The organism is Pseudomonas sp. ok272 (assembly GCF_900109995.1).
Taxonomy (GTDB): domain Bacteria; phylum Pseudomonadota; class Gammaproteobacteria; order Pseudomonadales; family Pseudomonadaceae; genus Aquipseudomonas.
The window spans coordinates 39,387-61,840 of the sequence record NZ_FOCB01000018.1 but is presented as its reverse complement, the minus strand read 5'-3'; the positions used below and the strand labels follow the sequence as shown (position 1 = coordinate 61,840).

The 22,454-nt window shown below is 58.5% G+C and carries 23 protein-coding genes and 1 tRNA gene; 14 read left to right on the top strand and 10 right to left on the bottom strand.

Going from position 1 to position 22,454, the window contains the following annotated elements; translation table 11 throughout:
- Window positions 1-120: 120 nt before the first annotated feature.
- The 9 genes from BMW74_RS21625 to BMW74_RS21585 all read right to left on the bottom strand — a co-directional run bounded on the left by BMW74_RS21625 (window position 121) and on the right by BMW74_RS21585 (window position 8,345).
- Window positions 121-963 carry a coiled-coil domain-containing protein gene (locus BMW74_RS21625; protein ID WP_093426176.1) on the bottom strand — a complete coding sequence of 281 codons (843 nt, stop codon included), beginning with the start codon at window positions 961-963 and terminating at the stop codon, window positions 121-123.
- 95 nt (window positions 964-1,058) lie between these two features.
- The gene (locus tag BMW74_RS21620) at window positions 1,059-3,947 is read right to left on the bottom strand and encodes a DUF927 domain-containing protein (protein ID WP_093426194.1); all 2,889 of its coding nucleotides are present in this window, start codon (window positions 3,945-3,947) and stop codon (window positions 1,059-1,061) included.
- Window positions 3,944-4,216 carry a DUF3077 domain-containing protein gene (locus BMW74_RS21615; protein WP_093426175.1) on the bottom strand — a complete coding sequence of 91 codons (273 nt, stop codon included), beginning with the start codon at window positions 4,214-4,216 and terminating at the stop codon, window positions 3,944-3,946. The genes BMW74_RS21620 and BMW74_RS21615 overlap by 4 nt, the downstream gene beginning before the upstream one ends.
- Window positions 4,213-4,497, bottom strand: a complete 285-nt coding sequence (locus BMW74_RS21610; protein WP_093426174.1) for a hypothetical protein — start codon at window positions 4,495-4,497, stop codon at window positions 4,213-4,215. Before BMW74_RS21610 ends, BMW74_RS21615 begins: the two co-directional genes overlap by 4 nt.
- 529 nt (window positions 4,498-5,026) lie before the next feature.
- A complete protein-coding gene (locus BMW74_RS21605) occupies window positions 5,027-5,332 on the bottom strand; it encodes a hypothetical protein (RefSeq protein ID WP_093426173.1) in 306 nt (101 codons plus the stop codon).
- Window positions 5,329-5,583, bottom strand: coding sequence for a helix-turn-helix transcriptional regulator (locus tag BMW74_RS21600; RefSeq protein ID WP_093426172.1), 255 nt, complete (start codon window positions 5,581-5,583; stop codon window positions 5,329-5,331). Before BMW74_RS21600 ends, BMW74_RS21605 begins: the two co-directional genes overlap by 4 nt.
- An 80-nt stretch (window positions 5,584-5,663) precedes the next feature.
- Window positions 5,664-6,608, bottom strand: coding sequence for a hypothetical protein (locus BMW74_RS21595; protein ID WP_093426171.1), 945 nt, complete (start codon window positions 6,606-6,608; stop codon window positions 5,664-5,666).
- 246 nt (window positions 6,609-6,854) lie between these two features.
- A complete protein-coding gene (locus BMW74_RS21590) occupies window positions 6,855-8,096 on the bottom strand; it encodes a tyrosine-type recombinase/integrase (RefSeq protein WP_093426170.1) in 1,242 nt (413 codons plus the stop codon).
- Window positions 8,097-8,260: 164 nt separating this feature from the next.
- A tRNA-Leu gene (locus BMW74_RS21585) sits at window positions 8,261-8,345 on the bottom strand.
- Window positions 8,346-8,453: 108 nt separating this feature from the next.
- Between BMW74_RS21585 and queA the strand changes: the two genes are divergently transcribed.
- The 6 genes from queA (at window position 8,454) to BMW74_RS21555 (ending at window position 14,552) form a co-directional block, all read left to right on the top strand.
- Window positions 8,454-9,518 carry a tRNA preQ1(34) S-adenosylmethionine ribosyltransferase-isomerase QueA gene (gene queA / locus BMW74_RS21580; protein WP_093426169.1) on the top strand — a complete coding sequence of 355 codons (1,065 nt, stop codon included), beginning with the start codon at window positions 8,454-8,456 and terminating at the stop codon, window positions 9,516-9,518.
- Between the two features lie 14 nt (window positions 9,519-9,532).
- The gene (tgt, locus tag BMW74_RS21575; protein ID WP_175479279.1) at window positions 9,533-10,648 is read left to right on the top strand and encodes a tRNA guanosine(34) transglycosylase Tgt; all 1,116 of its coding nucleotides are present in this window, start codon (window positions 9,533-9,535) and stop codon (window positions 10,646-10,648) included.
- A gap of 44 nt (window positions 10,649-10,692) precedes the next feature.
- Window positions 10,693-11,028: a preprotein translocase subunit YajC gene (yajC, locus tag BMW74_RS21570; RefSeq protein WP_093426167.1), complete on the top strand. Its 336-nt coding sequence runs from the start codon at window positions 10,693-10,695 to the stop codon at window positions 11,026-11,028.
- 63 nt (window positions 11,029-11,091) lie between these two features.
- A complete protein-coding gene (gene secD / locus BMW74_RS21565; protein WP_093426166.1) occupies window positions 11,092-12,960 on the top strand; it encodes a protein translocase subunit SecD in 1,869 nt (622 codons plus the stop codon).
- A 9-nt stretch (window positions 12,961-12,969) separates the two neighbouring features.
- Entirely contained in the window at window positions 12,970-13,884 is a 915-nt protein-coding gene (secF, locus tag BMW74_RS21560) for a protein translocase subunit SecF (protein ID WP_093426165.1), read from the top strand.
- Window positions 13,885-14,003: 119 nt separating this feature from the next.
- Complete coding sequence (locus BMW74_RS21555) at window positions 14,004-14,552, top strand: glycine zipper 2TM domain-containing protein (protein WP_093426164.1); 549 nt, start codon at window positions 14,004-14,006, stop codon at window positions 14,550-14,552.
- Window positions 14,553-14,613: 61 nt separating this feature from the next.
- Here the strand turns inward: BMW74_RS21555 and suhB are convergent, their stop codons facing one another.
- Window positions 14,614-15,432, bottom strand: coding sequence for a type III secretion system regulator SuhB (gene suhB / locus BMW74_RS21550; protein ID WP_093426163.1), 819 nt, complete (start codon window positions 15,430-15,432; stop codon window positions 14,614-14,616).
- A 145-nt stretch (window positions 15,433-15,577) separates the two neighbouring features.
- Here suhB and trmJ point away from each other — a divergent pair, with 145 nt between their 5' ends.
- The 8 genes from trmJ to hscA all read left to right on the top strand — a co-directional run bounded on the left by trmJ (window position 15,578) and on the right by hscA (window position 22,454).
- Window positions 15,578-16,348, top strand: coding sequence for a tRNA (cytosine(32)/uridine(32)-2'-O)-methyltransferase TrmJ (gene trmJ / locus BMW74_RS21545; RefSeq protein ID WP_093426162.1), 771 nt, complete (start codon window positions 15,578-15,580; stop codon window positions 16,346-16,348).
- A 2-nt stretch (window positions 16,349-16,350) separates the two neighbouring features.
- Window positions 16,351-17,127: a serine O-acetyltransferase gene (gene cysE, locus BMW74_RS21540; RefSeq protein WP_093426161.1), complete on the top strand. Its 777-nt coding sequence runs from the start codon at window positions 16,351-16,353 to the stop codon at window positions 17,125-17,127.
- 207 nt (window positions 17,128-17,334) lie between these two features.
- The gene (iscR, locus tag BMW74_RS21535) at window positions 17,335-17,826 is read left to right on the top strand and encodes a Fe-S cluster assembly transcriptional regulator IscR (RefSeq protein ID WP_093426160.1); all 492 of its coding nucleotides are present in this window, start codon (window positions 17,335-17,337) and stop codon (window positions 17,824-17,826) included.
- A 50-nt stretch (window positions 17,827-17,876) separates the two neighbouring features.
- Window positions 17,877-19,091, top strand: a complete 1,215-nt coding sequence (locus BMW74_RS21530; protein ID WP_093426159.1) for an IscS subfamily cysteine desulfurase — start codon at window positions 17,877-17,879, stop codon at window positions 19,089-19,091.
- Between the two features lie 174 nt (window positions 19,092-19,265).
- A complete protein-coding gene (gene iscU, locus BMW74_RS21525) occupies window positions 19,266-19,652 on the top strand; it encodes a Fe-S cluster assembly scaffold IscU (protein WP_003443374.1) in 387 nt (128 codons plus the stop codon).
- Between the two features lie 34 nt (window positions 19,653-19,686).
- Window positions 19,687-20,010 (top strand): iron-sulfur cluster assembly protein IscA, encoded by a 324-nt coding sequence (gene iscA / locus BMW74_RS21520; protein WP_093426158.1) that lies wholly within the window; start codon window positions 19,687-19,689, stop codon window positions 20,008-20,010.
- Window positions 20,011-20,018: 8 nt separating this feature from the next.
- On the top strand, window positions 20,019-20,540 hold the full coding sequence (hscB, locus tag BMW74_RS21515) for a co-chaperone HscB (protein ID WP_093426157.1): 522 nt from the start codon (window positions 20,019-20,021) through the stop codon (window positions 20,538-20,540).
- Between the two features lie 51 nt (window positions 20,541-20,591).
- Window positions 20,592-22,454, top strand: a complete 1,863-nt coding sequence (hscA, locus tag BMW74_RS21510; protein ID WP_093426156.1) for a Fe-S protein assembly chaperone HscA — start codon at window positions 20,592-20,594, stop codon at window positions 22,452-22,454.

The following is a 22,454-nucleotide window of genomic DNA, read 5'->3' as shown; positions in this document are numbered from 1 at the left end:
TTTCGGGCCTTCAGGTAATCTGGCCACTGAGCGCTGTTCTGTGTTGGTTTGTTCATGGTTGGACCATTGGTTATCCCAAAACAGACTGTTGCTCGCAGGCTGTTTTGGGGAGGGTTTATGTTAAGCCGCCAATAGGTCGGTCAGACTGTGCTGACGCGAACGGTCGGAAAGCTCGTGCCAACTCCAGCTCCCGAAGTTCTCGCCCTGTTCCGGGATGTCTAGCTTCATCAGCGCTACCGGGTCCCGGTTGATCAAGCGTCGTACTGCCCAGAGTTTTCCACCCACATCGAGTAGCGCTTGTGCGGCCTCATTCCATTTTTCTTCCAGCACTGTGTTCGCCAGATGAGCCGCTTGGTTTTCGATCTTGGCGCGTTCTTTTTGTGCCTCTGTGATGTGCTGATCTAACGTCACGAGCTCCTGTTCTAGCGCGGTGATGATCAGCTGTTGGCGACGGTGATGCTCCGCCGCCGCCGTGAGGTTTTTTGCTGCCTTCTGAGCCTCTGCGTTAGCCGCTTTCTCACCCTCTACATCGCCCCAGGCGACAGCCTGCGCATAAGAGGTGGCTGCGTCCGTCTCGGCTTGTCGAGCTTTTGCCATGTCTTCCTGATCGTTCTGGCGGATCTGCTGCAACCGGGTCTCGATGCTGTTGCGCTTTTCGTTGAGTTCCATCTCGTCGGCTTTCCAGGTCGCCATGGCGCTTATATAGCCCGAAGCCAAGCTCTCACGGTTCGCCAGTGCCTCGAGACGATCGATCTTTTGATTCAGGATGTGGATCTCAAGATCTCGTGAATCGATGCGTCTCTTGTGATCGTTGATTTCGTCCTGCACCGCTCTTTGACGGCCTTGCTGGATAACCTCTGGACTTTCCAGCGACGCTTCGAAGGGCGCCAGGTCACTCTGAATGCTCTCCATTTCGAGGGTCAGTTTGGTGCGGCGGTCTTTCAGTTCTTGAATAGTGTTCATCTGTATTGTCTCGGGGCTTTACGATTGATAGGAATGGTTGAACGGCTGGCGAGGCCGGGAATGAGCCGGCGCTACCTCGATCTGTAGGCATGCCGTCAAGCGGCCTTGGCCTCGCACTCATCCGTTCCAGGGACTGTCTTCACCACATAGCAGCGTTGAGGTCCTAACCCGGGCAGGCGAATCAAGCTGTACGCCTTGCCGTCGCTTCCCGGCTCGAGCACACCCCGTTGCAACAATTCCTTGTTCACCGCACTGATGTTCATGCCCCTGAAAATCTCGGCTCTCCAGGCTTCAGGCAGCACGTAATAGGTGTTGGTGGTATGCAGAGCATCGCCCATGCCGTGTTCCATCGTCTTGCGAAAGCCCAACCGATCAATCGTGCGTGGGCCGTGTTCATCGATCTTGGCGGCGGCTGACTCCCAGCGGGTGAAGCGGCTTTCTCCAAAGCGCTCGATGACCTGGCGCAGTCGAGCCAAGATCGCATCCCCCTCGAAGTTACCGGCACCGCCACGCTCGGCCAGCCAGGCATGCAGACACACCCGTGCGGCGGTCGTAGCCGTGCCATCAGGCCAGCCGGTGACGCCGAAGGCGGTGGCCAGCTCACCGGCCGCTGCCGCGAGGCCAAAGCGAAGGGCGGCACGCTGGGCCTGACCACTGGCCGATGCGGGTAGGTTCTGGGTGATGAATTGTTCCACCGTGCGGCGAACGATCACCGACCACCTGAGCATTTCTCCGGGCGCGCACAGTGCGTGCAGGAAGGCGGTGAGGGGTGTGCCGTAGTATTTGGCTACTCGAGCCTTGAGCGCATCGGAGAGGGCGGCGGCATCTTCAAAACCGTTCAGCATATCGAACATGCCGAGGCCTTTGCTGGCATCCGCAGGCACGGCGAGCATGCGCACTTCCATGCCCGCTTTCAGCTCCTTGTTTGCGTCCGCCATGTGCTGCGCCAACGTCTTTTCGCCCGTCGAGAGGAACAGCAAGCGCCACTCCTGTACCTGTCGGCCCGCTTGCCCTCGATCATTTGCTCGGGCCTTGCCGGTGCCATTGCCGAGCATGTAGACCGTCTCGCCAATAATGCGTGGGTCACACATGCCGATTTCATCCAGCACCAGGAGGCCGTCTGAGTGTGCGGCGGCGATGGACTCCAGGGCGTTATCCGTAGATCGCCACGAACGCACCAGACGCGGCCCACCATAGACCGAGGCGGCGACTTGTAGGTGAGTGGTCTTGCCACCGGAGCTGTCGCCGTATAGGTGGAAGCCGCCTGACTCATGCCCCAGCAGGTTTAGCAGGGGCCCTGCAAAGGCCACAGAGACGACAAACGCCAAGCGATGGTTACCAATGCACAGCGCGCCGATTTGTTGCTGCCATTGCTCCAGGGAGCCCGCTTCGTTGATCGGTGGTAACTGCGCCCCGGCTTCATAAAAATGCAGGTGTTCGGCGTGCGAACCAACCTGTTGTTCGGGCAATAGAAACGCCTTGTCGTGCCAGCCTAAGCGGGTGACCAGTCGTGCCCGCTGTGCGCTGTCGAAACCGCCGAGGTAACTTTGCAGGTCGTTGCGTGCATTGCGCCCCGACCGACTTCCGGCAAGACGTAGGCCCATGTCTACCAGTGGGCCGAGTACGTCCTTGCCGAAGTCGCCAGTCATGGTTCGGGCCGGAATGTTCCAACGTTTTTTAGCGCCATCCGGGTCATCGAACTCAACCAACAAGCCCCAGTTGTGACCCTTGTCGTCGCGAGTGCGAGCGATGATTTCAAGAGGCGAACACACAGGGCGGGCCTCACCATCATCACCGGAATAAAACACCCCTTCAGGCGTCAGGCGAAAGCCGCCCGGCAACAAGTCATTTTTCGATTTCGCAGGGCTTTTGGCGGGAGCCTTAGCCTTCGGTTGTTGAGGCTCGGTGGTCTCAGCAACGCTGACGAAAAGCTCGCCGCTACGCAACAGCTCGGCGACGTGGGCAGCGGTCCAGCCTTTGGCTAATGCGTCCGCTGCATCGTCTCCGTCTGCCCATTTTCCGCCCTTGATGAGCGTGGGTTTTCCACCTTTGCTACTGGGCTTGAGATTGAACACGTCGAGCGAGATTCGTTGCACCGAAGCGGCGCCCAGCTCAATCAACTTGAGTTCGATGGCGTCCATGCAGGTCTTGCCGCTGGCATCGTTATCCGGCCATAGCACCACCGTGCGCCCTTTGAGCGGCGTCAGGTCGGCCTTGTGCCAAGAGTTGGAGCCGTTCGGCCAGCACGTGGCTACGTGGTAGGGCATCAGTTCGGCGGCGGCGTCAGCAGCCTTTTCGCCTTCACACAGCACCACAGGCGCATCGGCGTGCAGTGCCAGCTCATCCAGGCGCAACAATGGCCGAGGCTCGAGCAGGCTTTGCCAGCGCCATTGGGTGGTTTGCCCATCGGAGCGCTTGCACCAGGTCAACGGCGCAAAGACCTTCCGCGATTTGCCGTCTTCATCTGGGCCCAGGTCGAAGCGATACAGCGCCATGACCGGCTGGCCCTGAGCTTCGCGGTAGATCCATACCTTGGATGGAACACCGTGTTGCCGGTGCTTGGCTGGGCATTTGTTCATGGCCTCAGGCGGGATCGGTTGAATCGCGATCCACTCAGGCGTTGTGCTCTTGGCCGGTGTGCTTTTGGTTGACGCGGAGCCAGCGGAAACACTGAGCAGATCCGCCAGTTTTTTGCAGGCATCAACGTCGGTGCCGCCGTCGATGTAGCGCACCAGGTCGATCAGGTCACCGCCCTTATCGCCAGTGGCAAAATCCGCCCAGGTGCCTTTGCTCAAATTGACCTTGAGTGAGCCTGCGCGTTTGTCCGTACGCGTAGGGTTCGGTGCGGTGTATTCCTTGCCACCGTCGACGCGCTTCCCATTTGGCAGCCAGTGAGCAAGCACGCGGTCGATGTTCTTCAGAGCAACGCTTTTTACATCCGCGAAGCTAGGGCGCTTTGAGGTGTTGCCGGTGTGCTGGGTCATGGCGCTGTACTCGCTGCGCACAGCGCATCGTTCACGTCATCAATCAGCGCTTTGGCCATCTCGCCCAGGTAGAACGCCGGCCAACTGAACCGCTCACCTTTGTCACTCATGGCGGCATCGAGGGCCAGTTGATTGGCGTAGTGCTGAAACAGTGAAATTGCTTCCAGCGCATCCTCAAGCGGCACACCTGCATTCACCCGGAATAGTTTCTGATGAGTGTCGTTAGCACATGAGAACTCGGCACGCCCGAGAGTAGTAGCAGTGTTCACAGTGCACCGCCTTTCTGGCCCATTGGCACAGAGGAGGCATCACCGTACAAGGCGAGTGTTTTGATCAAGCCCAAGGTGCCGCGCACGTCCCAAATAACGGATGACAGCACTCGGTTGGAGAGCACAGGTTTATCGCCGTCGAAGTGATCTTCCAGCAGCATTAGAACTGAGTCGGCACGGTCGAGGGCGCAGGTGATGGCATCGATGGGAATACCGGCTTCAGCGTCCTGGCTGACGCAGAGCAGATCCTCGGGAAGTGAGAAGCCTGGGAGCATGCTCATTGGGCACCCCCTGCGGCTTCCAGAGCTCGCGCTTTGGACATATGGGCGTTGTAACGGGAAAGGCGTGTAGCGAGGCTGGAGTTGGCGTGTAAAGCGGCGAGAGCCATTGCTCGATGAGCAGCGGCGCGAATTTTGGACGGATTGAGGGCGTGCATGTGGTGAGCTCCTACTTTCAGGCTGGAGCCGCCACCGTCCTTCCTACGGGATTGGGCGACGGCTGTGCACGGGGTAGGAATACCGGGATAGTAGGCACCCGGCCAGGCCGAAGCCTGCCCGCACACAGCCGCCATAACACGTAACTGCGGACGAAAAAAAACGCCTGCAGTTGTGATCTGGGCGCTGATGCGCCTACTAGTTCTCGGGTTCCTACGCCCGGTCGCTGAATTTGCAGCGACGACCAGAGAGTAACGTTCGTTTTTTGAAAGTGCAACTGTGCTGATAGCTTGCGGATTTTTTCGCTGCGGCATAAATTGATTAGGCATACAGATTTACCTCAACGCCTCCGGTTGCCGCCGGGGGCGTTTTCGTTTCAGGCATGGATTTCCCAGCGCAGTGAGACAAAAGGCAACAGGTCGCCTTCGAGGCAGGCGCGCGCGTCCTCGTAGGCGTCGATTTGTTGGCCTTCGTCGACGATGATTGCTTGAGGGGCTTGGCAGGGAACTGACAATGCGCACCAGATGCCATCTCTCCATCGCATCACCATCACGTCCCGGTTCAGGCGTTTTTGCTCTGTGCGGTAACGTTCAAAACGCTGCATACCGCGTGATGAGAATCCGACTGTTCTGAGTACAGAAAAGGGCTGCAAGATGGCCCTGTTGGCAACACAATTTTTCATGCTGCCACCTGATCGCGGGCTGCGATGCGTGCCCGTGTCCATGCCTGAACTTCCCCCAATACCCACGCAACTGGAGCGCTTCGGGCATTGCTGTTACTCAGCTTTACCGGTAACGGGAATCCGCTTTCAGGTTGACGCATCAGCTTGTAGATAGTCGGGCGTGCGAGCCCTACGATTGAAATGACCTCGGGCATGCGGATGAGGGTCATGGAGGGGTCATGCGAGGGAATTACTTTTAATACGGTAGTCATAGCGAGCTAACCCTTTGTTAATTGAGACAACGGGTCATACGCTACGCAGGGGAGGGGGAGTGGACTGTGTCTGCTCCCTTTTATTTCAGAGGTCTAAGGCCTAGAGCGGTCAAATGCTCTCGAATGGTTTTTTTTGTTCCGTTGCCCGCCTGATCGAAAAGCAGATTGGTCAGTTCAGCATCGGTGAGACTGCGCTTTTCACTTTTCCGACCACTGATGATTTGCTCTGCGGCTGCCTTGATTTTTGCTCGCCTATCCATAGCGGCGGTTTTTATCGCTGAGCTGGGATTGCGGTTCCCATTGCCTGCTTCCTGGCCCCTCTTCGTCGCCTTTGTCGAAAATGCGTCGTCGAGAACTCGATGCATCAGGCTTGATGTATTGAAGCCTTTTTTAAACACATCCATCTGCTCCACTTGGCGATAAAGACTCGCCATCAACAACGCCTGGTTCGCCTCACCTAGCAACGTAGCGAAGTCTTCTCGTGCTCGGATTTCGTTTCCGCTACTACGGTCCCGCTCTTTTTCGATCAGAGCAAGGTACTGGCGGGGTGAGTCATGTCTCAGTTGCTCTATCAGGTCTGCATCAATGTCGTAGGTCGCGAGTTCAAGGTCGAATAGCCAATTTGCGAGCGTCTCAACGGCCTGCGTTCCAAGTACCAGGGCGTAGGTAGCCACGAGCTGTGAGTCTGCTGCGGAACGGCTGACCCGAAGGAGCCCTCGAATCACGCTTGGCAATGAGCCTGCTTCCGCAGAGTCGGCATGGTCGTAGATGGCATCACGTACGGAGTACAGGGTTCGTGTGATCGATTCTGCACCTGGGGAGTAGGAACCCTCCTCAAGCCAGAACGATGTGGCTGTGTTGATCAGATCGAAGGCACCTTTGAAGTGTTCGTTGAACTGCGGAAACAGCGCAAGACTGCGAACGGCTGCCTCGACGTCGTCCTGATCCCACACCAGGCACGTTACGTCGAAACCTGCGATTTCGAGTTCGAGCTCTTCTGCCTCGATGCCCCGCTCAAAGTCCATTTAGATCTCCCCGCCGCCCTGAAGCCGGTAGGCTGTTACAGCGATTTGCGGCTGGAAGCGGCAATGCCAGCAGGGTTGCGGGCGTTGCCTTTCTGTAACACGACTGCTCGATGTAACACGTGGTGCTCAGAGGTTTTTCAGTGCGTGTAACGCTAAATATATTCAATAAAAACAATGGCCTACAGGTTTTAGTAACACGCGTAACACCCGTAACACCGTTTTTGAGAGGGTGTAGGGTTAACGGCTTCACACGGCCTTCCCAAATTGACCTTGCACTACATTTCCGGCCACTAGGGAATCAAGATGATCGGCGTACCATTGCATCATTTTTTCACGTTGCTCAAAGTATTGAGCCTTGTTGTATACCCCCGAGATGCCTTCCTCTTTGTGAGCCAACTGCGCTTCAACATGTTCCTTCGGCCAGCCATGCTCTCTAAGTAACGTGCTCGCGGTGTGTCGAGTGCCGTGGCCTACGAGACGACCTTTGTAGCCGATGGTTGCGAAGACTTTGTTGATTGTGTTTTCGCTGATGGTTGGGTTCTTCGCTCCTACACCGGGGAAAAGCCAACGACTCCGTCCCGTTAAACTGTGCAGATCCCTCAAAGCTGTAACTGCTTGGTGGGGAAGGGGGCATACAAAATCACGACGCATCTTCATCTTGGCAGCAGGCGTGGTCCAAATGGCTTTCTCAAGGTCGAACTCTTTCCATTCAGCCAGGCGGACCATGCCAGGGCGCGATGCTGTCCATAGACAGAGCCATGCAGCTGTGCGGGCCGTCAGTCTGCTCGGTGTGTTTTTGAGTGCGTGGAGGAATTCAGCCAGCTCAGGTTCCAGCAGGTGTGGATGTTGCTGAGTCTTGGGGGCTTGCGCTGCAATGTCACGAAGGCGGCTGCCGGGATCGTTTTCGGTAAGTCCTAAGCCGATAGCTCGGCCGAAGATCTGGTTGATCCAGGTGCGGCACTTTTCTGCCACGTTGTGAGCGTCTCTGGCTTCGAGGGATGCCTGGAGGGATGCGCAGTCGGTACGGGTGATTTCGTCGAGGGGCTTATCTCCCAATGCCGGGAGTATGTCCTTGTCGAGGTAGGTGCGGATTTTGTTCAGGGTGGAGGGTGCGAGGCCCTTTTCTTCTTTGGCCTTGAGCCAGGCTTCAGCAGCAACTCGAAAGGTTCGAGTCTTGGCGGCGTCAATGGCTGCTTTGGCTGATCGCTTCTGTTCGAGAGGATCGGCACCACTACTGACAATTTTGCGTAGGTCGGCCGCTTTGTCCCGGGCCAATGCGCCACTTACTTCCGGGTAGCCCCCAAGCCCCATCCAAGCCCAATTGCCCGCCGGGCGTTTGTAGCGCAACTGCCAGGACTTGCCGCCATCAGGTTTGACCCTGAAGTAGAGGCCGTTTCCGTCCAGCTCTCGGTATTCCTTTGATTCCGGCTCCAGCCCTGCAAGTGTCGTGTCTGCGAGAGGGCGGCGCTTGATGTCTGCGCGCTTCATCCTTGTATCCCAAAGTTCGGTACTTTTCTCAGGATACAAGCAGGGATACAGGGATACAACGGATAAGGGGATACAGCGGTAGATAGCCAGACACAAAAAAACCGGCCAAGTGGCCGGTTTCTCTGGGTCTGAAAGCCTGGTAGAGACTTTCAGATACTGCTATATGGTGCCCCGAGGGAGACTCGAACTCCCACTCCTTTCGAAAACGGATTTTGAATCCGCCGCGTCTACCAATTCCGCCATCAGGGCTCAATGGCGGCGAAGTATAGAGATGAGATTACCGTTGGTCAATCACGTTTCATGGTCAATTTTCACTATTTCCGCTAAACTTCCCGGCCCTGCTAGACGAACCCCATCATGCGCGTTGCTGACTTTACTTTTGAACTCCCTGATTCGCTGATCGCTCGCCACCCTTTGGCTGAGCGGCGCAGCAGTCGCCTGTTGACCCTGGATGGGGTCAGCGGTGCCCTCGCACACCGTCAATTTACTGATTTGCTTGAGCATTTGCGCCCGGGCGATTTGATGGTGTTCAACAATACCCGAGTGATTCCGGCGCGGCTGTTTGGCCAGAAAGCGTCCGGGGGCAAGTTGGAGATCCTCGTGGAGCGGGTGCTCGACAGTCATCGCGTACTGGCCCATGTGCGTTCCAGCAAGTCGCCGAAGCCGGGGTCGAAAATCCTCATCGATGGCGGTGGTGAAGCGCAGATGCTGGCGCGCCACGATGCGTTGTTCGAGTTGGGGTTTAGCGAAGAAGTGCTGCCGCTGCTTGACCGCGTCGGGCACATGCCGCTGCCTCCTTATATAGACCGTCCGGACGAAGACGCCGACCGTGAGCGTTATCAGACGGTCTACTCCGAACGCCTGGGCGCGGTAGCAGCGCCGACGGCGGGGCTGCATTTCGATCAACCGTTGCTGGACGCGATTGCCGCCAAGGGCGTCGAGACCGCGTTTGTGACGCTGCACGTCGGTGCGGGAACGTTCCAGCCGGTGCGGGTCGAGCGCCTCGAAGATCACCACATGCACAGCGAATGGCTGGAAGTCGGCCAGGACGTGGTGGATGCGGTGGCGGCGTGCCGTGCCCGTGGTGGGCGGGTGGTGGCCGTGGGGACCACCAGCGTGCGTTCGCTGGAAAGCGCGGCCCGCGATGGCGTACTCAAGCCGTTCAGTGGCGATACCGATATCTTTATCTACCCGGGCCGGCCGTTTCATGTGGTCGATGCCCTGGTCACCAATTTTCATTTGCCCGAGTCCACGCTGTTGATGCTGGTTTCGGCGTTCGCCGGTTACCCTGAAGCCATGGCCGCCTATAAGGCTGCCGTCGAGCATGGGTACCGCTTTTTCAGCTACGGTGATGCAATGTTCATCACCCGTAATCCTGCGCCGACTGCCCCTAAAGAATCGGGCCCCGAGGAAACAGCATGAGCCGCACCTGTCGTATGTCTTTTGAGCTCCTGGCCACCGATGGCAAGGCTCGTCGTGGTCGCCTGACCTTTCCCCGTGGCACGGTCGAGACCCCGGCTTTCATGCCCGTGGGCACCTATGGCACGGTCAAGGGTATGTTGCCGCGTGATATCGAGGCCACGGGCGCCGAGATGATCCTGGGCAACACCTTTCACTTGTGGTTGCGTCCTGGCACCGAAGTGATCAAGAAGCACGGCGACCTGCATGACTTCATGCAATGGAAAGGCCCGATCCTGACGGATTCCGGCGGTTTCCAGGTGTTCAGCCTGGGGGCCATGCGCAAGATCAAGGAGGAGGGCGTGACCTTCGCCTCCCCGGTGGACGGCGCCAAGGTATTCATGGGCCCGGAAGAGTCGATGCAGGTCCAGCGTGACCTGGGTTCGGACGTGGTGATGATCTTTGACGAGTGCACGCCGTATCCGGCCGACGAAGATGTCGCGCGGATTTCGATGGAGTTGTCGCTGCGTTGGGCCCAGCGCTCGAAAAATGCCCACGGCGAAAACACGGCCGCGCTGTTTGGCATCGTTCAGGGTGGTATGCACCAGGACCTGCGCATGCGCTCCCTGGAAGGTCTGGACAAGATTGGCTTCGACGGTTTGGCCATTGGCGGCCTGTCGGTGGGTGAGCCCAAGCACGAGATGATCAAAGTGCTGGACTACCTGCCGGGGATGATGCCGGCAGACAAACCTCGTTACCTTATGGGTGTTGGCAAGCCGGAAGACTTGGTTGAGGGTGTGCGCCGCGGTGTGGACATGTTCGATTGCGTGATGCCAACCCGCAATGCCCGCAATGGGCATCTGTTCATTGATACTGGCGTGCTGAAGATCCGTAACGCGTTCCATCGCCATGATGATTCGCCGCTCGATCCGACCTGCGATTGCTATACCTGCCAGAACTTCTCCCGTGCTTATCTGCATCATCTGGACAAGTGCGGCGAAATGCTGGGGAGCATGCTCAATACCATCCATAACTTGCGCCATTACCAGGTGCTTATGGCTGGTTTGCGCGAGGCTATTCAACAGGGTACATTGGCCGCCTTTGTCGATGCCTTCTATGCCAAGCGCGGGTTACCTGTTCCGCCTTTGGACTGAGTGTTAAAACCTTTAAGACACTAATTTTGCAACTGGAGTGCTAAATGAGCTTTTTTATCTCTAATGCGATGGCTGACGCCGCTGCACCTGCCGCCGGCCCTGCTGGTACTGGCTTTGAGTGGATCTTCCTGGTCGGTTTCCTGGTCATCTTCTACTTGATGATCTGGCGTCCACAGGCCAAGCGCGCCAAAGAGCAGAAGAACCTGCTCGGCAGCTTGCAAAAAGGTGATGAAGTTGTGACCTCCGGTGGTATCGCCGGCAAGATCACCAAAGTTGCTGACGACTTCGTAGTGCTCGAAGTGTCTGACTCGGTAGAGCTGAAGTTCCAGAAAGGTGCTATCGCAGCCACCCTGCCAAAAGGCACGCTGAAAGCGATCTAAGGTTTCATCTTTTACCAATCGACGGGGCGCGCAAGGCGCCCCGCGTCATAAGCGGGCGGCGTGATGCTGAACAAATACCCTCTGTGGAAATACGTACTGATCCTGGCAGTGCTGGCGATTGGTCTGATTTATTCCGCTCCCAATCTTTATCCTGATGACCCGGCTATTCAGGTCAGCGGTGCGAGCACTGCGCTGCAAGTTAATCAGGCAGATCTGGATCGTGTGAGCAAAGCGCTCAACGATGCCGGGATCGCGGTCAAGGCAGCCACATTGGCAGTCAATGGCAAAGGCGGCTTGATTCGCCTGACCAAGCAGGAAGATCAACTTCCCGCCAAGGACGTCGTACGCAAGGCCTTGGGTGATGACTATGTTGTCGCGCTGAACCTGGCACAAACCACGCCACAATGGCTGCGCAGCATCGGCGCGCATCCGATGAAGCTGGGCCTGGACTTGTCCGGTGGTGTGCACTTCCTGCTGGAAGTGGACATGGACAAAGCCATCGACGCCCGCCTGAAAGTCTATGAAGGCGACGTCAAGAGCCTGTTGCGTAAAGAGCGCCTGCGCTATCGCAGCCTGCCGCAACTCAATGGCGCCATTCAGTTGGGCTTCAGTGATGAAGATTCCCGCGAACAGGCCCGTGCACTGATCCGCAAGAGCTTCAACGATTTCGACATTGTTCCCGCCGACCTCAACGGTCAGCCGGTGCTGCGTCTGGCGATGACCCCGGCCAAGCTGGCGGAAATCCGTGAATACTCCATCAAGCAGAACTTGACCACGGTCCGTAACCGCGTCAACGAGCTGGGTGTTGCCGAACCTATCGTTCAGCGCCAGGGTGCCAACCGCATCGTGGTCGAACTGCCTGGCGTGCAGGACACTGCCGAAGCCAAGCGTATCCTGGGCAAGACGGCCAACCTTGAGTTCCGCCTGGCTGCCGAGCCGGGTGCATCCAAGGCAACGTCTGAGACCTTCGAGTTCCGTGAAGGCAAGCGTCCACCTGCACAGATCGAGCGCGGCTTGATCATCACCGGTGACCAGGTCACTGACGCCAAGGCTGGCTTCGGCGAGCACGGGACCCCCGAGGTGAATATTCGCCTGGACGGTCACGGCGGCGAACTGATGAGTCGGGCGACCCGCTCGAACGTTGGTCGCAGCATGGCGGTGATCTTCATCGAGCAGCGCCCGGTGACCACCTACGTCAAGCAGGTGGTCGACGGCGTCGAGAAAGAAGTGCCGGTGCAGAGTTTCAAGGAAGAGAAAAAGATCATCAGCCTGGCGACCATCCAGTCGCCGCTGGGTGCTCAATTCCGAATCACCGGCCTGAACGGCCAGGGCGAATCCTCGGAGCTGGCCTTGCTGCTACGCGCCGGTGGTCTGGCCGCACCGATGTACTTTGCCGAAGAGCGCACAATCGGTCCAAGCCTGGGTGCTGACAACATCACCAAGGGTATCGATGCGTCGCTGTGGGGCATGCTGTTCGTGTCGCTGTTCATCATTGCCATCTACCGCTTCTTTGGCCTGATTGCCACGGTTGCGCTGGGTGTGAACATGGTGCTGTTGCTGGCCCTGATGTCGCTGCTGGGGGCTACGCTGACCCTGCCAGGCATCGCCGGTATCGTGTTGACCATGGGTATGGCGGTCGACGCCAACGTGCTGATCTTCTCGCGGATTCGTGAGGAAATCGCGGCGGGCATGACGGTCCAGCGGGCGATCAACGAAGGTTTCGGTCGCGCCTTCACGGCGATTCTCGATGCCAACCTGACCACCTTGCTGGTGGGCGGGATCCTGTTTGCCATGGGTACAGGTCCGGTCAAGGGCTTCGCAGTGACCATGTCCCTCGGGGTGCTGACCTCGATGTTCACGGCCATCATGGTTACTCGTGCGATGGTCAACTTGATCTTCGGCGGTCGTGACTTCAAGAAGTTGTGGATTTAAGGGGCTGCCATGTTACGTACTATCAACTTCATGGGCGTTCGCAACATTGCGTTCGGCATCACATTGTTCCTCACGGTCCTGGCGCTGGTCAGTTGTGTCTATAAGGGCATGAACTGGGGGCTGGACTTCACCGGCGGTACGCTCATCGAGCTGACCTACGAGCGTCCGGCTGATGTCACCAAGGTGCGCGAGCAACTGGCTGAGTCGGGTTACCACGACGCCGTCGTGCAGAGCTTCGGTGCGACCACTGACTTGCTGGTGCGCATGCCAGGTGATGATCCGCAGTTGGGTCACCAGGTTGCACAGGCGCTGCAGAAGGTCGATGGCGACAACCCGGCATTGGTCAAGCGCGTCGAGTTCGTCGGCCCGCAAGTGGGTGAAGAGCTGCGCGACCAAGGCGGCCTTGGCATGCTGATGGCGCTGGGCGGCATCCTGATCTACCTGGCGTTCCGCTTTCAGTGGAAGTTTGCCGTCGGGGCAATCGTGTCGCTGATCCACGACGTGATCGTGACCATCGGTATCCTGTCGTTCTTCCAGATCACCTTCGACCTGACGGTGCTGGCGGCGGTGCTGGCGATCATTGGTTACTCGCTCAACGACACCATCGTGGTGTTCGACCGGGTTCGTGAGAACTTCCGCGTGCTGCGCAAGGCCAGCCTGATCGAGAACATCAATATCTCGACCACTCAGACCCTGCTGCGGACCATGGCGACGTCGATCTCCACCTTGCTGGCGATCGCTGCGCTGTTGTTCTTTGGTGGTGACAACCTGTATGGCTTCTCCATCGCGCTGTTTATTGGTGTTCTGGCGGGTACTTACTCGTCGATCTACATTGCTAACGTGGTGTTGATCTGGTTGAACCTGAGCAGTGAAGACTTGATTCCTCCTGCTAACACCGAGAAGGAAGTCGACGACCGTCCTTGAGGGAAAAATCCTCCTGCGGTGTCATCCAAAAAGGCGCGAGTTGAACTCGCGCCTTTTTTTATGCTCCAAGGCTGGGAGAAGCGCGGGCCTGTCCCGCATATGAAGGTCAGGAGGTTCATGTGAACAAGTCGTTGCTGGTTGGTGCGGTATTGGGTGCTGTCGGTGTCACTGCCGGGGGTGCTGTGGCCACCTACAGCCTGGTAAAAAGCGGCCCTGAGTTCGCTCAGGTATTAGCCGTTGAGCCGGTCAAGACACAGATCAAGACTCCACGTGAAGTGTGCAAGGATGTGGCAGTAACCCGGCACAAGCCGGTTCAGGATCAGCATCAAATCCTGGGTACGGTGGTTGGCGCGGTCGGTGGTGGTCTGCTGGGTAATATGATTGGCGGCGGCAATGGCAAGAAGATTGCCACCGTTGCGGGTGCGGTGGGCGGCGGCTATGCCGGTAACAAGGTGCAGGAGGGCATGCAGGAGCGTGACACCTATACCACCACGCAAACCCGTTGCAACACGGTCAATGACATCAGTGACAAGGTTGTAGGTTACGACGTGCGTTATTCGCTGGACGGCAAAGAAGGCAAGGTGCGTATGGATCGTGATCCGGGCAACGAGATTCCAGTCGACAAGCAGGGTCAATTGATCCTCGGTCAGAATCAGCCCAGTCAGTGATGCGTTGAATGCAAGGCATAAAAAAAGCACCCCGAAAGGTGCTTTTTTTATGCTTGGGGGCTTAGCGTTTCAGCGAGGCCGGCAGGTGCGGCTGGATAGCCGTCAGCACTGCTTTGAAGCACTTGGTGTTGCCAGCAACGATATGGCCTTTTTCGAGGAAGTCGTGACCGCCGGTGAAGTCGCTCACCAGGCCGCCCGCTTCCTGGATCAGCAAGGCGCCTGCTGCCATGTCCCACTCGGACAGGCCCGACTCCCAGAAGGCATCGAAGCGGCCAGCGGCGACGTAGGCCAGGTCCAGGCTCGCGGCACCAGCGCGGCGGATGCCGGCAGTCTGGCCAACCAGGCTGCGGAACATGCCCAGGTAGTTGTCGAGGTTGTCCATCTGGTCGTCGCGGAACGGGAAGCCCGTGCCCAGCAGGGCGCCGTCAAGGCTGGTGCGACCGCTGACGCGCAGACGACGGCCATTGAGTTGGGCGCCACGGCCACGGCTGGCGGTGAATTCTTCCTGGCGTACGGGGTCCAGGACCACTGCGTGCTCCAGGCGGCCGCGGTACTTGCAGGCGATGCTGACGGCGAAGTGTGGAATGCCGCGCAGGAAGTTAGTGGTGCCGTCCAGTGGGTCGATGATCCACAGGTACTCTTCACCTTCGATGCCGGAGCCGGCGTGCATGCCAGTCTCTTCGCCGAGGATCGAGTGATTTGGGTAGGCTTTGCGCAGGGCGTCGACGATTTTCTGCTCGGCAGCGCGATCCACTTCGGACACGTAGTCCTTGGCGTCTTTTTCATCGACCTTGATGGTATCCAGGCGCTCGATGGAGCGGAAGATCAATTCACTGGCGCTGCGGGCGGCGCGCAGCGCGATATTCAGCATGGGCTGCATGGATGTGTCACCTAAGGTTGTTAAAGAAAGCCGGGCATTCTAGCAGAAAGTTTCTGTAGATGAACGACGGCGTTCGCTTTCGTAGCTTAACTTTAGGATGAACTGTAAGATTTGCAGCCAATTTTAGTCTTCGAGAGCGCCTCCCTTGCTGCAGAACATTCGTGTCGTCCTGGTCAATACCAGTCATCCGGGAAACATCGGCGGGGCTGCGCGTGCCATGAAGAACATGGGGTTGTCGCGCTTGGTGCTGGTTGAGCCGCGGCTGTTTCCGCATCATGAAGCCGATGCGCGTGCCTCGGGTGCCGGTGATGTCCTGGAAAATGCGCAGGTGGTCGCCACCCTGGAAGATGCGCTGGTCGGTTGTAACCTGGTGCTGGGTACCAGTGCACGTGATCGACGTATTCCGTGGCCGCTGCTCGATCCGCGTGAGTGTGGCAGCAAGGTGATCGAAGAGGCGTCGCAAGGTGCCGAGATCGCCCTGGTGTTCGGTCGTGAGGACTCCGGCCTGACGAATGAAGAGCTGCAGCGATGCCATTACCATGTGCACATCCCGTCGGATCCTGAATTCAGCTCGCTGAATCTCGGGGCGGCGGTGCAAGTGCTGGGCTATGAGGTTCGCATGTCCTGGCTGGCGGCCGAAGGTCAGCCGAGCAAGGTCGAGAAGGATGAGGTGGCGTCCACCAAAAGCGGTGAGCTGGCGACCATGGATGAGTTGGAGCGATTCTATGAGCACCTGGAACAGACCCTGGTGGCCATTGAGTTTCTCGATCCCGAAAAGCCGCGGCACCTGATGGCGCGCCTGCGTCGGTTGTATGGGCGAAGCTCGGTCAGTCGGGCGGAAATGAATATTTTGCGTGGCATCCTCACGGAAACCCAGAAAGCGGCCCGTGGTGAGCTTCTTAAGCGGAAGGATTAACGATGTTCGAGCGTTTGCGTGAAGATATCCAGGGCGTTTTTCATCGTGATCCGGCGGCGCGCAATGCGTTTGAAGTGCTGACCTGCTATCCAGGCATGCATGCGATCTGGATTCATCGCCTGTCGTCGGCGCTATGGGGGATGGGCTGGAAGTGGTTGGCCCGGCTGGTCTCGAACTTCGGGCGCTGGTTGACCGGCATCGAGATTCATCCCGGCGCCAAGGTGGGACGTCGCTTCTTCATCGACCATGGCATGGGTATCGTTATCGGCGAAACCGCTGAAATCGGTAATGACGTGACCCTGTATCAAGGCGTGACCCTGGGGGGTACCAGTTGGAACAAGGGCAAGCGCCATCCGACCCTGGAGGATGGGGTGGTGGTCGGCGCCGGTGCCAAGGTACTAGGGCCGTTCACGGTGGGGGCGGGCGCCAAGGTGGGCTCCAATGCGGTGGTGACCAAGGCGGTGCCAGCCGGTGCGACGGTGGTCGGGATTCCAGGACGGATCATCGTCAAGTCCGACGATGAGCAGGAGGCCAAGCGCAAGGCGATGGCTGAGAAGCTTGGTTTCGATGCGTACGGTGTTAGCGAGGACATGCCCGATCCGGTGGCGCGTGCCATTGGTCAGTTACTGGATCATTTGCAGGCAGTTGACGGGCGCCTGGAAGGGATGTGCGGTGCGCTCAAGGATTTGGGTAGTCCGTACTGCGCAAAGGACCTGCCCGAATTGCGCGAAGAAGACTTTGCCTGTGTGAAGGGCAAGGATGAAACCCCGGCGAACTGAGGTTGTGGGGCGGCGGGGCGTGTCCGGTGAGGTGGGCCCTGCCAGTCAGTCGCCGCTCATCTATCTGTGCCATTGCGGCGTAGACTTTGCTATAGTGCGCGCGCTCTTTTGCGGGTAAACCCGACTAAGGTACTAGGTCTTATAGTTGACTTAAATACTCGGGAATCGCATACTTGCCCCCATCCCGTAACTCCGTGGTAATTGTCCATGCGACTGACTACAAAAGGCCGATACGCTGTCACCGCCATGCTGGATCTGGCGTTGCACGCGCAGCATGGGCCTGTGTCCCTGGCGGATATCTCCGAGCGCCAAGGTATCTCCCTGTCCTACCTCGAACAGCTCTTCGCCAAATTGCGCCGTAGCAACCTGGTTTCCAGCGTTCGTGGCCCTGGCGGCGGCTACCAGCTGTCGCGGGAGATGCAGGGGATCCAGGTGGCTCAGGTCATCGATGCGGTGAACGAGTCGGTCGATGCGACCAAATGCCAGGGGCAGGGTGACTGCCATGGTGGCGATACCTGCCTGACCCACCACTTGTGGTGTGATCTGAGCCTGCAAATCCACGAATTTCTCAGCGGTATCAGCTTGGCTGATCTTGTCACCCGCCGTGAGGTGCAAGAAGTAGCCCAGCGTCAGGACCAGCGTCGTTGCAACAGCAAGTCGCCGCGCCTGGACAAGATTGAAGCGTCCGCCGTCGAATGACAGCCAAAGAGCTAGCGGCACGCCAGCCAGCCTGATTTAGGAGATAGTCCATGAAATTGCCGATTTACCTTGATTACTCTGCGACCACCCCGGTTGATCCGCGTGTTGCGCAAAAAATGAGTGAATGCCTGCTGGTTGACGGAAACTTCGGTAACCCGGCATCGCGCTCCCACGTATTTGGCTGGAAGGCTGAAGAGTCGGTCGAGAACGCTCGTCGTCAGGTGGCCGACCTGGTCAACGCCGATCCGCGTGAGATTGTCTGGACCTCCGGTGCCACCGAGTCCGACAACCTGGCAATCAAGGGTGTCGCGCATTTCTACGGCAGCAAAGGCAAGCACCTGATCACCACCAAGATTGAGCACAAGGCTGTCCTCGACACCATGCGCCAACTGGAGCGTGAAGGCTTTGAAGTCACCTACATCGAGCCGCGGGATGATGGCTTGGTGACGCCGGCGATGATCGAGGCGGAGCTGCGCGATGACACCATCCTGGTGTCGGTCATGCACGTGAACAACGAAATTGGCACCATCAACGACATCGAAGCCATTGGCGAGCTGACCCGCTCCAAGGGCATCCTGTTCCACGTCGATGCGGCACAATCCACCGGCAAGGTCGACATCGACCTGCAAAAGCTGAAAGTCGACCTGATGTCGTTCTCGGCCCACAAGACCTACGGTCCAAAAGGCATCGGCGCACTGTACGTGAGCCGCAAGCCGCGTGTGCGCCTGGAAGCGACCATGCATGGCGGCGGTCACGAGCGCGGCATGCGTTCCGGCACCTTGGCGACCCACCAGATCGTTGGCATGGGCGAAGCGTTCCGCGTGGCCAAGGAAGACATGGCTGTCGAGAACGTCCGTATCAAAGCCCTGAGCGATCGCTTCTTCAAGCAGGTCGAAGGCCTTGAAGAGCTGTACGTCAACGGCAGCATGACCGCCCGCGTTCCGCACAACCTGAACCTGAGCTTCAACTACGTTGAAGGCGAGTCGCTGATCATGGCGCTCAAGGATCTGGCGGTATCGTCTGGTTCGGCGTGCACCTCGGCATCCCTGGAGCCTTCGTACGTACTGCGCGCCCTGGGCCGCAACGACGAACTGGCGCATAGCTCGATCCGCTTTACGTTCGGTCGTTTCACCACCGAAGAAGAAATCGATTACGCCGCGCAGAAAGTCTGCGAGGCCGTCACCAAGCTGCGCGCTTTGTCGCCGCTGTGGGACATGTACAAAGACGGCGTCGACATTTCGAAAATCGAGTGGGCGGCACACTAACGAATTAAGTCGCCATAGACAGGCGCTGTAAAAACGTAGCGAGCGAAGGGAAGACGAGGAAGAAACAGGCGAGGGCGCGGAGTTTACGTCGAGCCGGTTTTTACCGCAGGATTACTGAGCGCAGGCGTTTTTACAGAGTCTGAAGAGCGACTCTCTGATGAGTGAGGATTTATCATGGCTTACAGCGAAAAGGTCATCGACCACTACGAAAACCCGCGCAACGTCGGCAAGATGGACGCGGAAGATCCTGATGTCGGCACCGGCATGGTCGGCGCTCCGGCGTGCGGCGACGTGATGCGCCTGCAGATCAAGGTCAACGAGCAAGGCATCATCGAAGATGCCAAGTTCAAGACGTATGGCTGTGGCTCTGCCATTGCCTCCAGCTCCCTGGCCACCGAGTGGATGAAGGGCAAGACGCTGGACGAGGCAGAAACCATCAAGAACACGCAGCTGGCTGAAGAGCTGGCCTTGCCACCGGTGAAAATTCACTGCTCGGTACTCGCTGAAGACGCCATCAAGGCGGCTGTTCGCGATTACAAGCAGAAGAAAGGCTTGATCTGACTTTCAAGGTCTGGCGACGAGTAAGGAGTCAACGATGGCTATCAGCATGACAGAAGCGGCAGCTCAACACGTGCGACGCTCCCTCGACGGGCGCGGCAAAGGTGAAGGGATTCGTCTGGGTGTTCGCACCACAGGCTGTTCCGGCCTTGCCTACGTGCTGGAGTTTGTCGACGAGGTGGTTGCAGAGGACCAGGTGTTCGAAAGTCATGGCGAAAAAGTGATTATCGACCCTAAAAGCCTGGCCTACCTGGACGGCACCGAGCTCGATTTTGTCAAGGAAGGGTTGAACGAAGGCTTCAAGTTCAACAACCCCAACGTACGCGGTGAATGTGGCTGCGGCGAAAGCTTCAACATCTGAGGCTATTTGTGGGCACTCCTTGTCATTTCGCTTTATTCGAGCTGCAACCGAGCTTCGACCTGAATCTCGATCAGTTGGCTACGCGCTATCGCGAGCTGGCGGGCAACGTTCATCCGGACCGCTTTGCTGACGCTCCCGAGCGTGAGCAGCGGCTGGCGCTGGAGCAGTCGGCGAACCTCAACGAGGCCTACCAGACGCTCAAGAGTCCTCCCAAACGTGCGCGCTACTTGCTCGCCATGGGGGGGCGCGAAATGCCGCTGGAGGTCACGGTGCATGATCCGGACTTCCTCCTGCAGCAAATGCAATGGCGCGAAGAACTCGAAGACCTGCAAGACAGTGCTGACCTTGCCGGTGTCGCGGTATTCAAGCGCCGCCTGAAGATCGCCCAGGATGAACTGAACCAAAGCTTCGCGGCTTGCTGGAACGACGCGGCGCAACGTGAACAGGCCGAACGCCTGATGCGGCGCATGCAGTTCCTCGACAAGCTCACCTACGAAGTGCGCCAGTTAGAAGAGCGCCTCGACGATTAACCCAGTGCCGCCTCGGTCGCACGCCTGATATACAGATAAGACCTGATAACGATGGCCCTACTGCAGATCGCCGAACCCGGCCAAAGTCCTCAACCGCACCAGCGTCGCCTGGCTGTGGGGATCGACTTGGGCACTACCAATTCGCTGGTTGCTGCATTGCGCAGTGGTCTTTCCGAGCCGCTGGCCGATGCTCAGGGGCAGGTCATCCTGCCCTCTGCCGTGCGCTATCACGCAGACCGCGTCGAAGTGGGCGAGTCGGCCAGGCTGGCTGCCGCTTCCGACCCGTTGAATACCGTGCTGTCGGTCAAGCGCTTGATGGGTCGTGGTCTGTCCGACGTCAAGCAGTTGGGTGAGCAGTTGCCGTATCGCTTTGTCGATGGCGAGTCCCACATGCCGTTCATCGATACGGTGCAGGGGCCTAAAAGCCCGGTCGAAGTCTCCGCCGATATCCTCCGGGTGCTGCGTCAACGTGCCGAGGCAACCCTGGGTGGCGAACTGGTGGGGGCGGTGATCACCGTGCCGGCCTACTTCGACGATGCCCAGCGTCAGGCAACCAAGGACGCGGCCAAGCTGGCCGGCCTGAACGTGCTGCGCTTGCTCAATGAACCCACCGCAGCGGCCGTGGCCTATGGCCTGGATCAACATGCCGAAGGCTTGGTCGCGATCTATGACTTGGGCGGCGGTACCTTCGATATTTCTATTCTGCGCCTGACGGGCGGTGTGTTCGAAGTGCTGGCCACAGGGGGCGACAGTGCCCTGGGTGGTGACGACTTCGATCACGCGATTGCCAGTTGGATCATCGAGAGCGCCGGCCTGTCGGTCGACCTCGATCCGGGCGAGCAGCGCCATCTGCTGCAAACCGCCTGTGCGGCCAAGGAAGCCCTGACGGCAGCGGCTTCGGTCGAGGTGGTCTACGGTGACTGGAAAGCCCCACTGACCCGCGAAGCCTTTGACGCGCTGATCGAGCCGATGGTTGCCCGCAGCCTCAAGGCCTGCCGACGTGCGGTGCGTGATTCCGGCGTCGAGCTGGAAGACGTGCAAGCGGTGGTGATGGTGGGCGGTTCGACCCGCGTGCCACGTGTCCGTGAGGCGGTGGCTGAGGCGTTTGGTCGTCAGCCGCTGACCGAGATCGATCCGGATCAAGTGGTGGCCATTGGGGCCGCGATCCAGGCGGATACGCTGGCTGGCAACAAGCGCGACGGTGGCGAGCTGCTGTTGCTGGATGTTATTCCGTTGTCCCTCGGGCTGGAAACCATGGGCGGCTTGATGGAGAAGGTGATTGCGCGCAACACCACCATCCCGGTAGCCCGTGCCCAGGACTTCACGACGTACAAAGATGGCCAGTCGGCCATGATGATTCATGTGCTGCAAGGCGAGCGCGAGCTGATCAGCGACTGCCGGTCGCTGGCGCGATTCGAGTTGCGCGGCATTCCGCCCATGGTGGCGGGCGCGGCGAAGATTCGCGTGACCTTCCAGGTCGATGCCGACGGTTTGCTCAGCGTTGCCGCCCGCGAGTTGGCGTCGGGTGTTGAGGCGAGCATCCAGGTCAAGCCGTCCTACGGCCTGACCGATGGCGAGATTGCCCGCATGCTCAAGGATTCGTTCCAGCACGCCAATGATGACAAGGTTGCCCGTGTCCTGCGTGAGCAACAAGTCGACGCCCAGCGTTTGATCGAGGCGGTGCAGGGTGCCCTGGACGCCGATGGCGATCGCCTGCTCGATGCCGAGGAACGTTTGGCCATCGAGATGCAGATGCAGGAACTGACTGAATTAATGAAAGGCACCGATGGTTATGCCATCGAGCAACAGACCAAGCGTCTGTCGCAAGTGACTGACGCCTTTGCCGCCCGTCGCCTGGATTCGACGGTGAAAGCCGCCCTGGCGGGGCGCAACCTGAATGAGATTGAGGAATAA

What these genes read in the sequence shown, in the direction of transcription:
- BMW74_RS21625 (WP_093426176.1), bottom strand. Translation starts at nt 963, where the DNA reads ATGAACACTATTCAAGAACTGAAAGACCGCCGCACCAAACTGACCCTC.
- BMW74_RS21620 (WP_093426194.1), bottom strand. Translation starts at nt 3,947, where the DNA reads ATGACCCAGCACACCGGCAACACCTCAAAGCGCCCTAGCTTCGCGGAT.
- BMW74_RS21610 (WP_093426174.1), bottom strand. Translation starts at nt 4,497, where the DNA reads ATGAGCATGCTCCCAGGCTTCTCACTTCCCGAGGATCTGCTCTGCGTC.
- BMW74_RS21605 (WP_093426173.1), bottom strand. Translation starts at nt 5,332, where the DNA reads ATGAAAAATTGTGTTGCCAACAGGGCCATCTTGCAGCCCTTTTCTGTA.
- BMW74_RS21600 (WP_093426172.1), bottom strand. Translation starts at nt 5,583, where the DNA reads ATGACTACCGTATTAAAAGTAATTCCCTCGCATGACCCCTCCATGACC.
- BMW74_RS21595 (WP_093426171.1), bottom strand. Translation starts at nt 6,608, where the DNA reads ATGGACTTTGAGCGGGGCATCGAGGCAGAAGAGCTCGAACTCGAAATC.
- BMW74_RS21590 (WP_093426170.1), bottom strand. Translation starts at nt 8,096, where the DNA reads ATGAAGCGCGCAGACATCAAGCGCCGCCCTCTCGCAGACACGACACTT.
- queA (WP_093426169.1), top strand. Translation starts at nt 8,454, where the DNA reads ATGCGCGTTGCTGACTTTACTTTTGAACTCCCTGATTCGCTGATCGCT.
- tgt (WP_175479279.1), top strand. Translation starts at nt 9,533, where the DNA reads ATGTCTTTTGAGCTCCTGGCCACCGATGGCAAGGCTCGTCGTGGTCGC.
- yajC (WP_093426167.1), top strand. Translation starts at nt 10,693, where the DNA reads ATGAGCTTTTTTATCTCTAATGCGATGGCTGACGCCGCTGCACCTGCC.
- secD (WP_093426166.1), top strand. Translation starts at nt 11,092, where the DNA reads ATGCTGAACAAATACCCTCTGTGGAAATACGTACTGATCCTGGCAGTG.
- secF (WP_093426165.1), top strand. Translation starts at nt 12,970, where the DNA reads ATGTTACGTACTATCAACTTCATGGGCGTTCGCAACATTGCGTTCGGC.
- suhB (WP_093426163.1), bottom strand. Translation starts at nt 15,432, where the DNA reads ATGCAGCCCATGCTGAATATCGCGCTGCGCGCCGCCCGCAGCGCCAGT.
- cysE (WP_093426161.1), top strand. Translation starts at nt 16,351, where the DNA reads ATGTTCGAGCGTTTGCGTGAAGATATCCAGGGCGTTTTTCATCGTGAT.
- iscR (WP_093426160.1), top strand. Translation starts at nt 17,335, where the DNA reads ATGCGACTGACTACAAAAGGCCGATACGCTGTCACCGCCATGCTGGAT.
- BMW74_RS21530 (WP_093426159.1), top strand. Translation starts at nt 17,877, where the DNA reads ATGAAATTGCCGATTTACCTTGATTACTCTGCGACCACCCCGGTTGAT.
- iscU (WP_003443374.1), top strand. Translation starts at nt 19,266, where the DNA reads ATGGCTTACAGCGAAAAGGTCATCGACCACTACGAAAACCCGCGCAAC.
- iscA (WP_093426158.1), top strand. Translation starts at nt 19,687, where the DNA reads ATGGCTATCAGCATGACAGAAGCGGCAGCTCAACACGTGCGACGCTCC.
- hscA (WP_093426156.1), top strand. Translation starts at nt 20,592, where the DNA reads ATGGCCCTACTGCAGATCGCCGAACCCGGCCAAAGTCCTCAACCGCAC.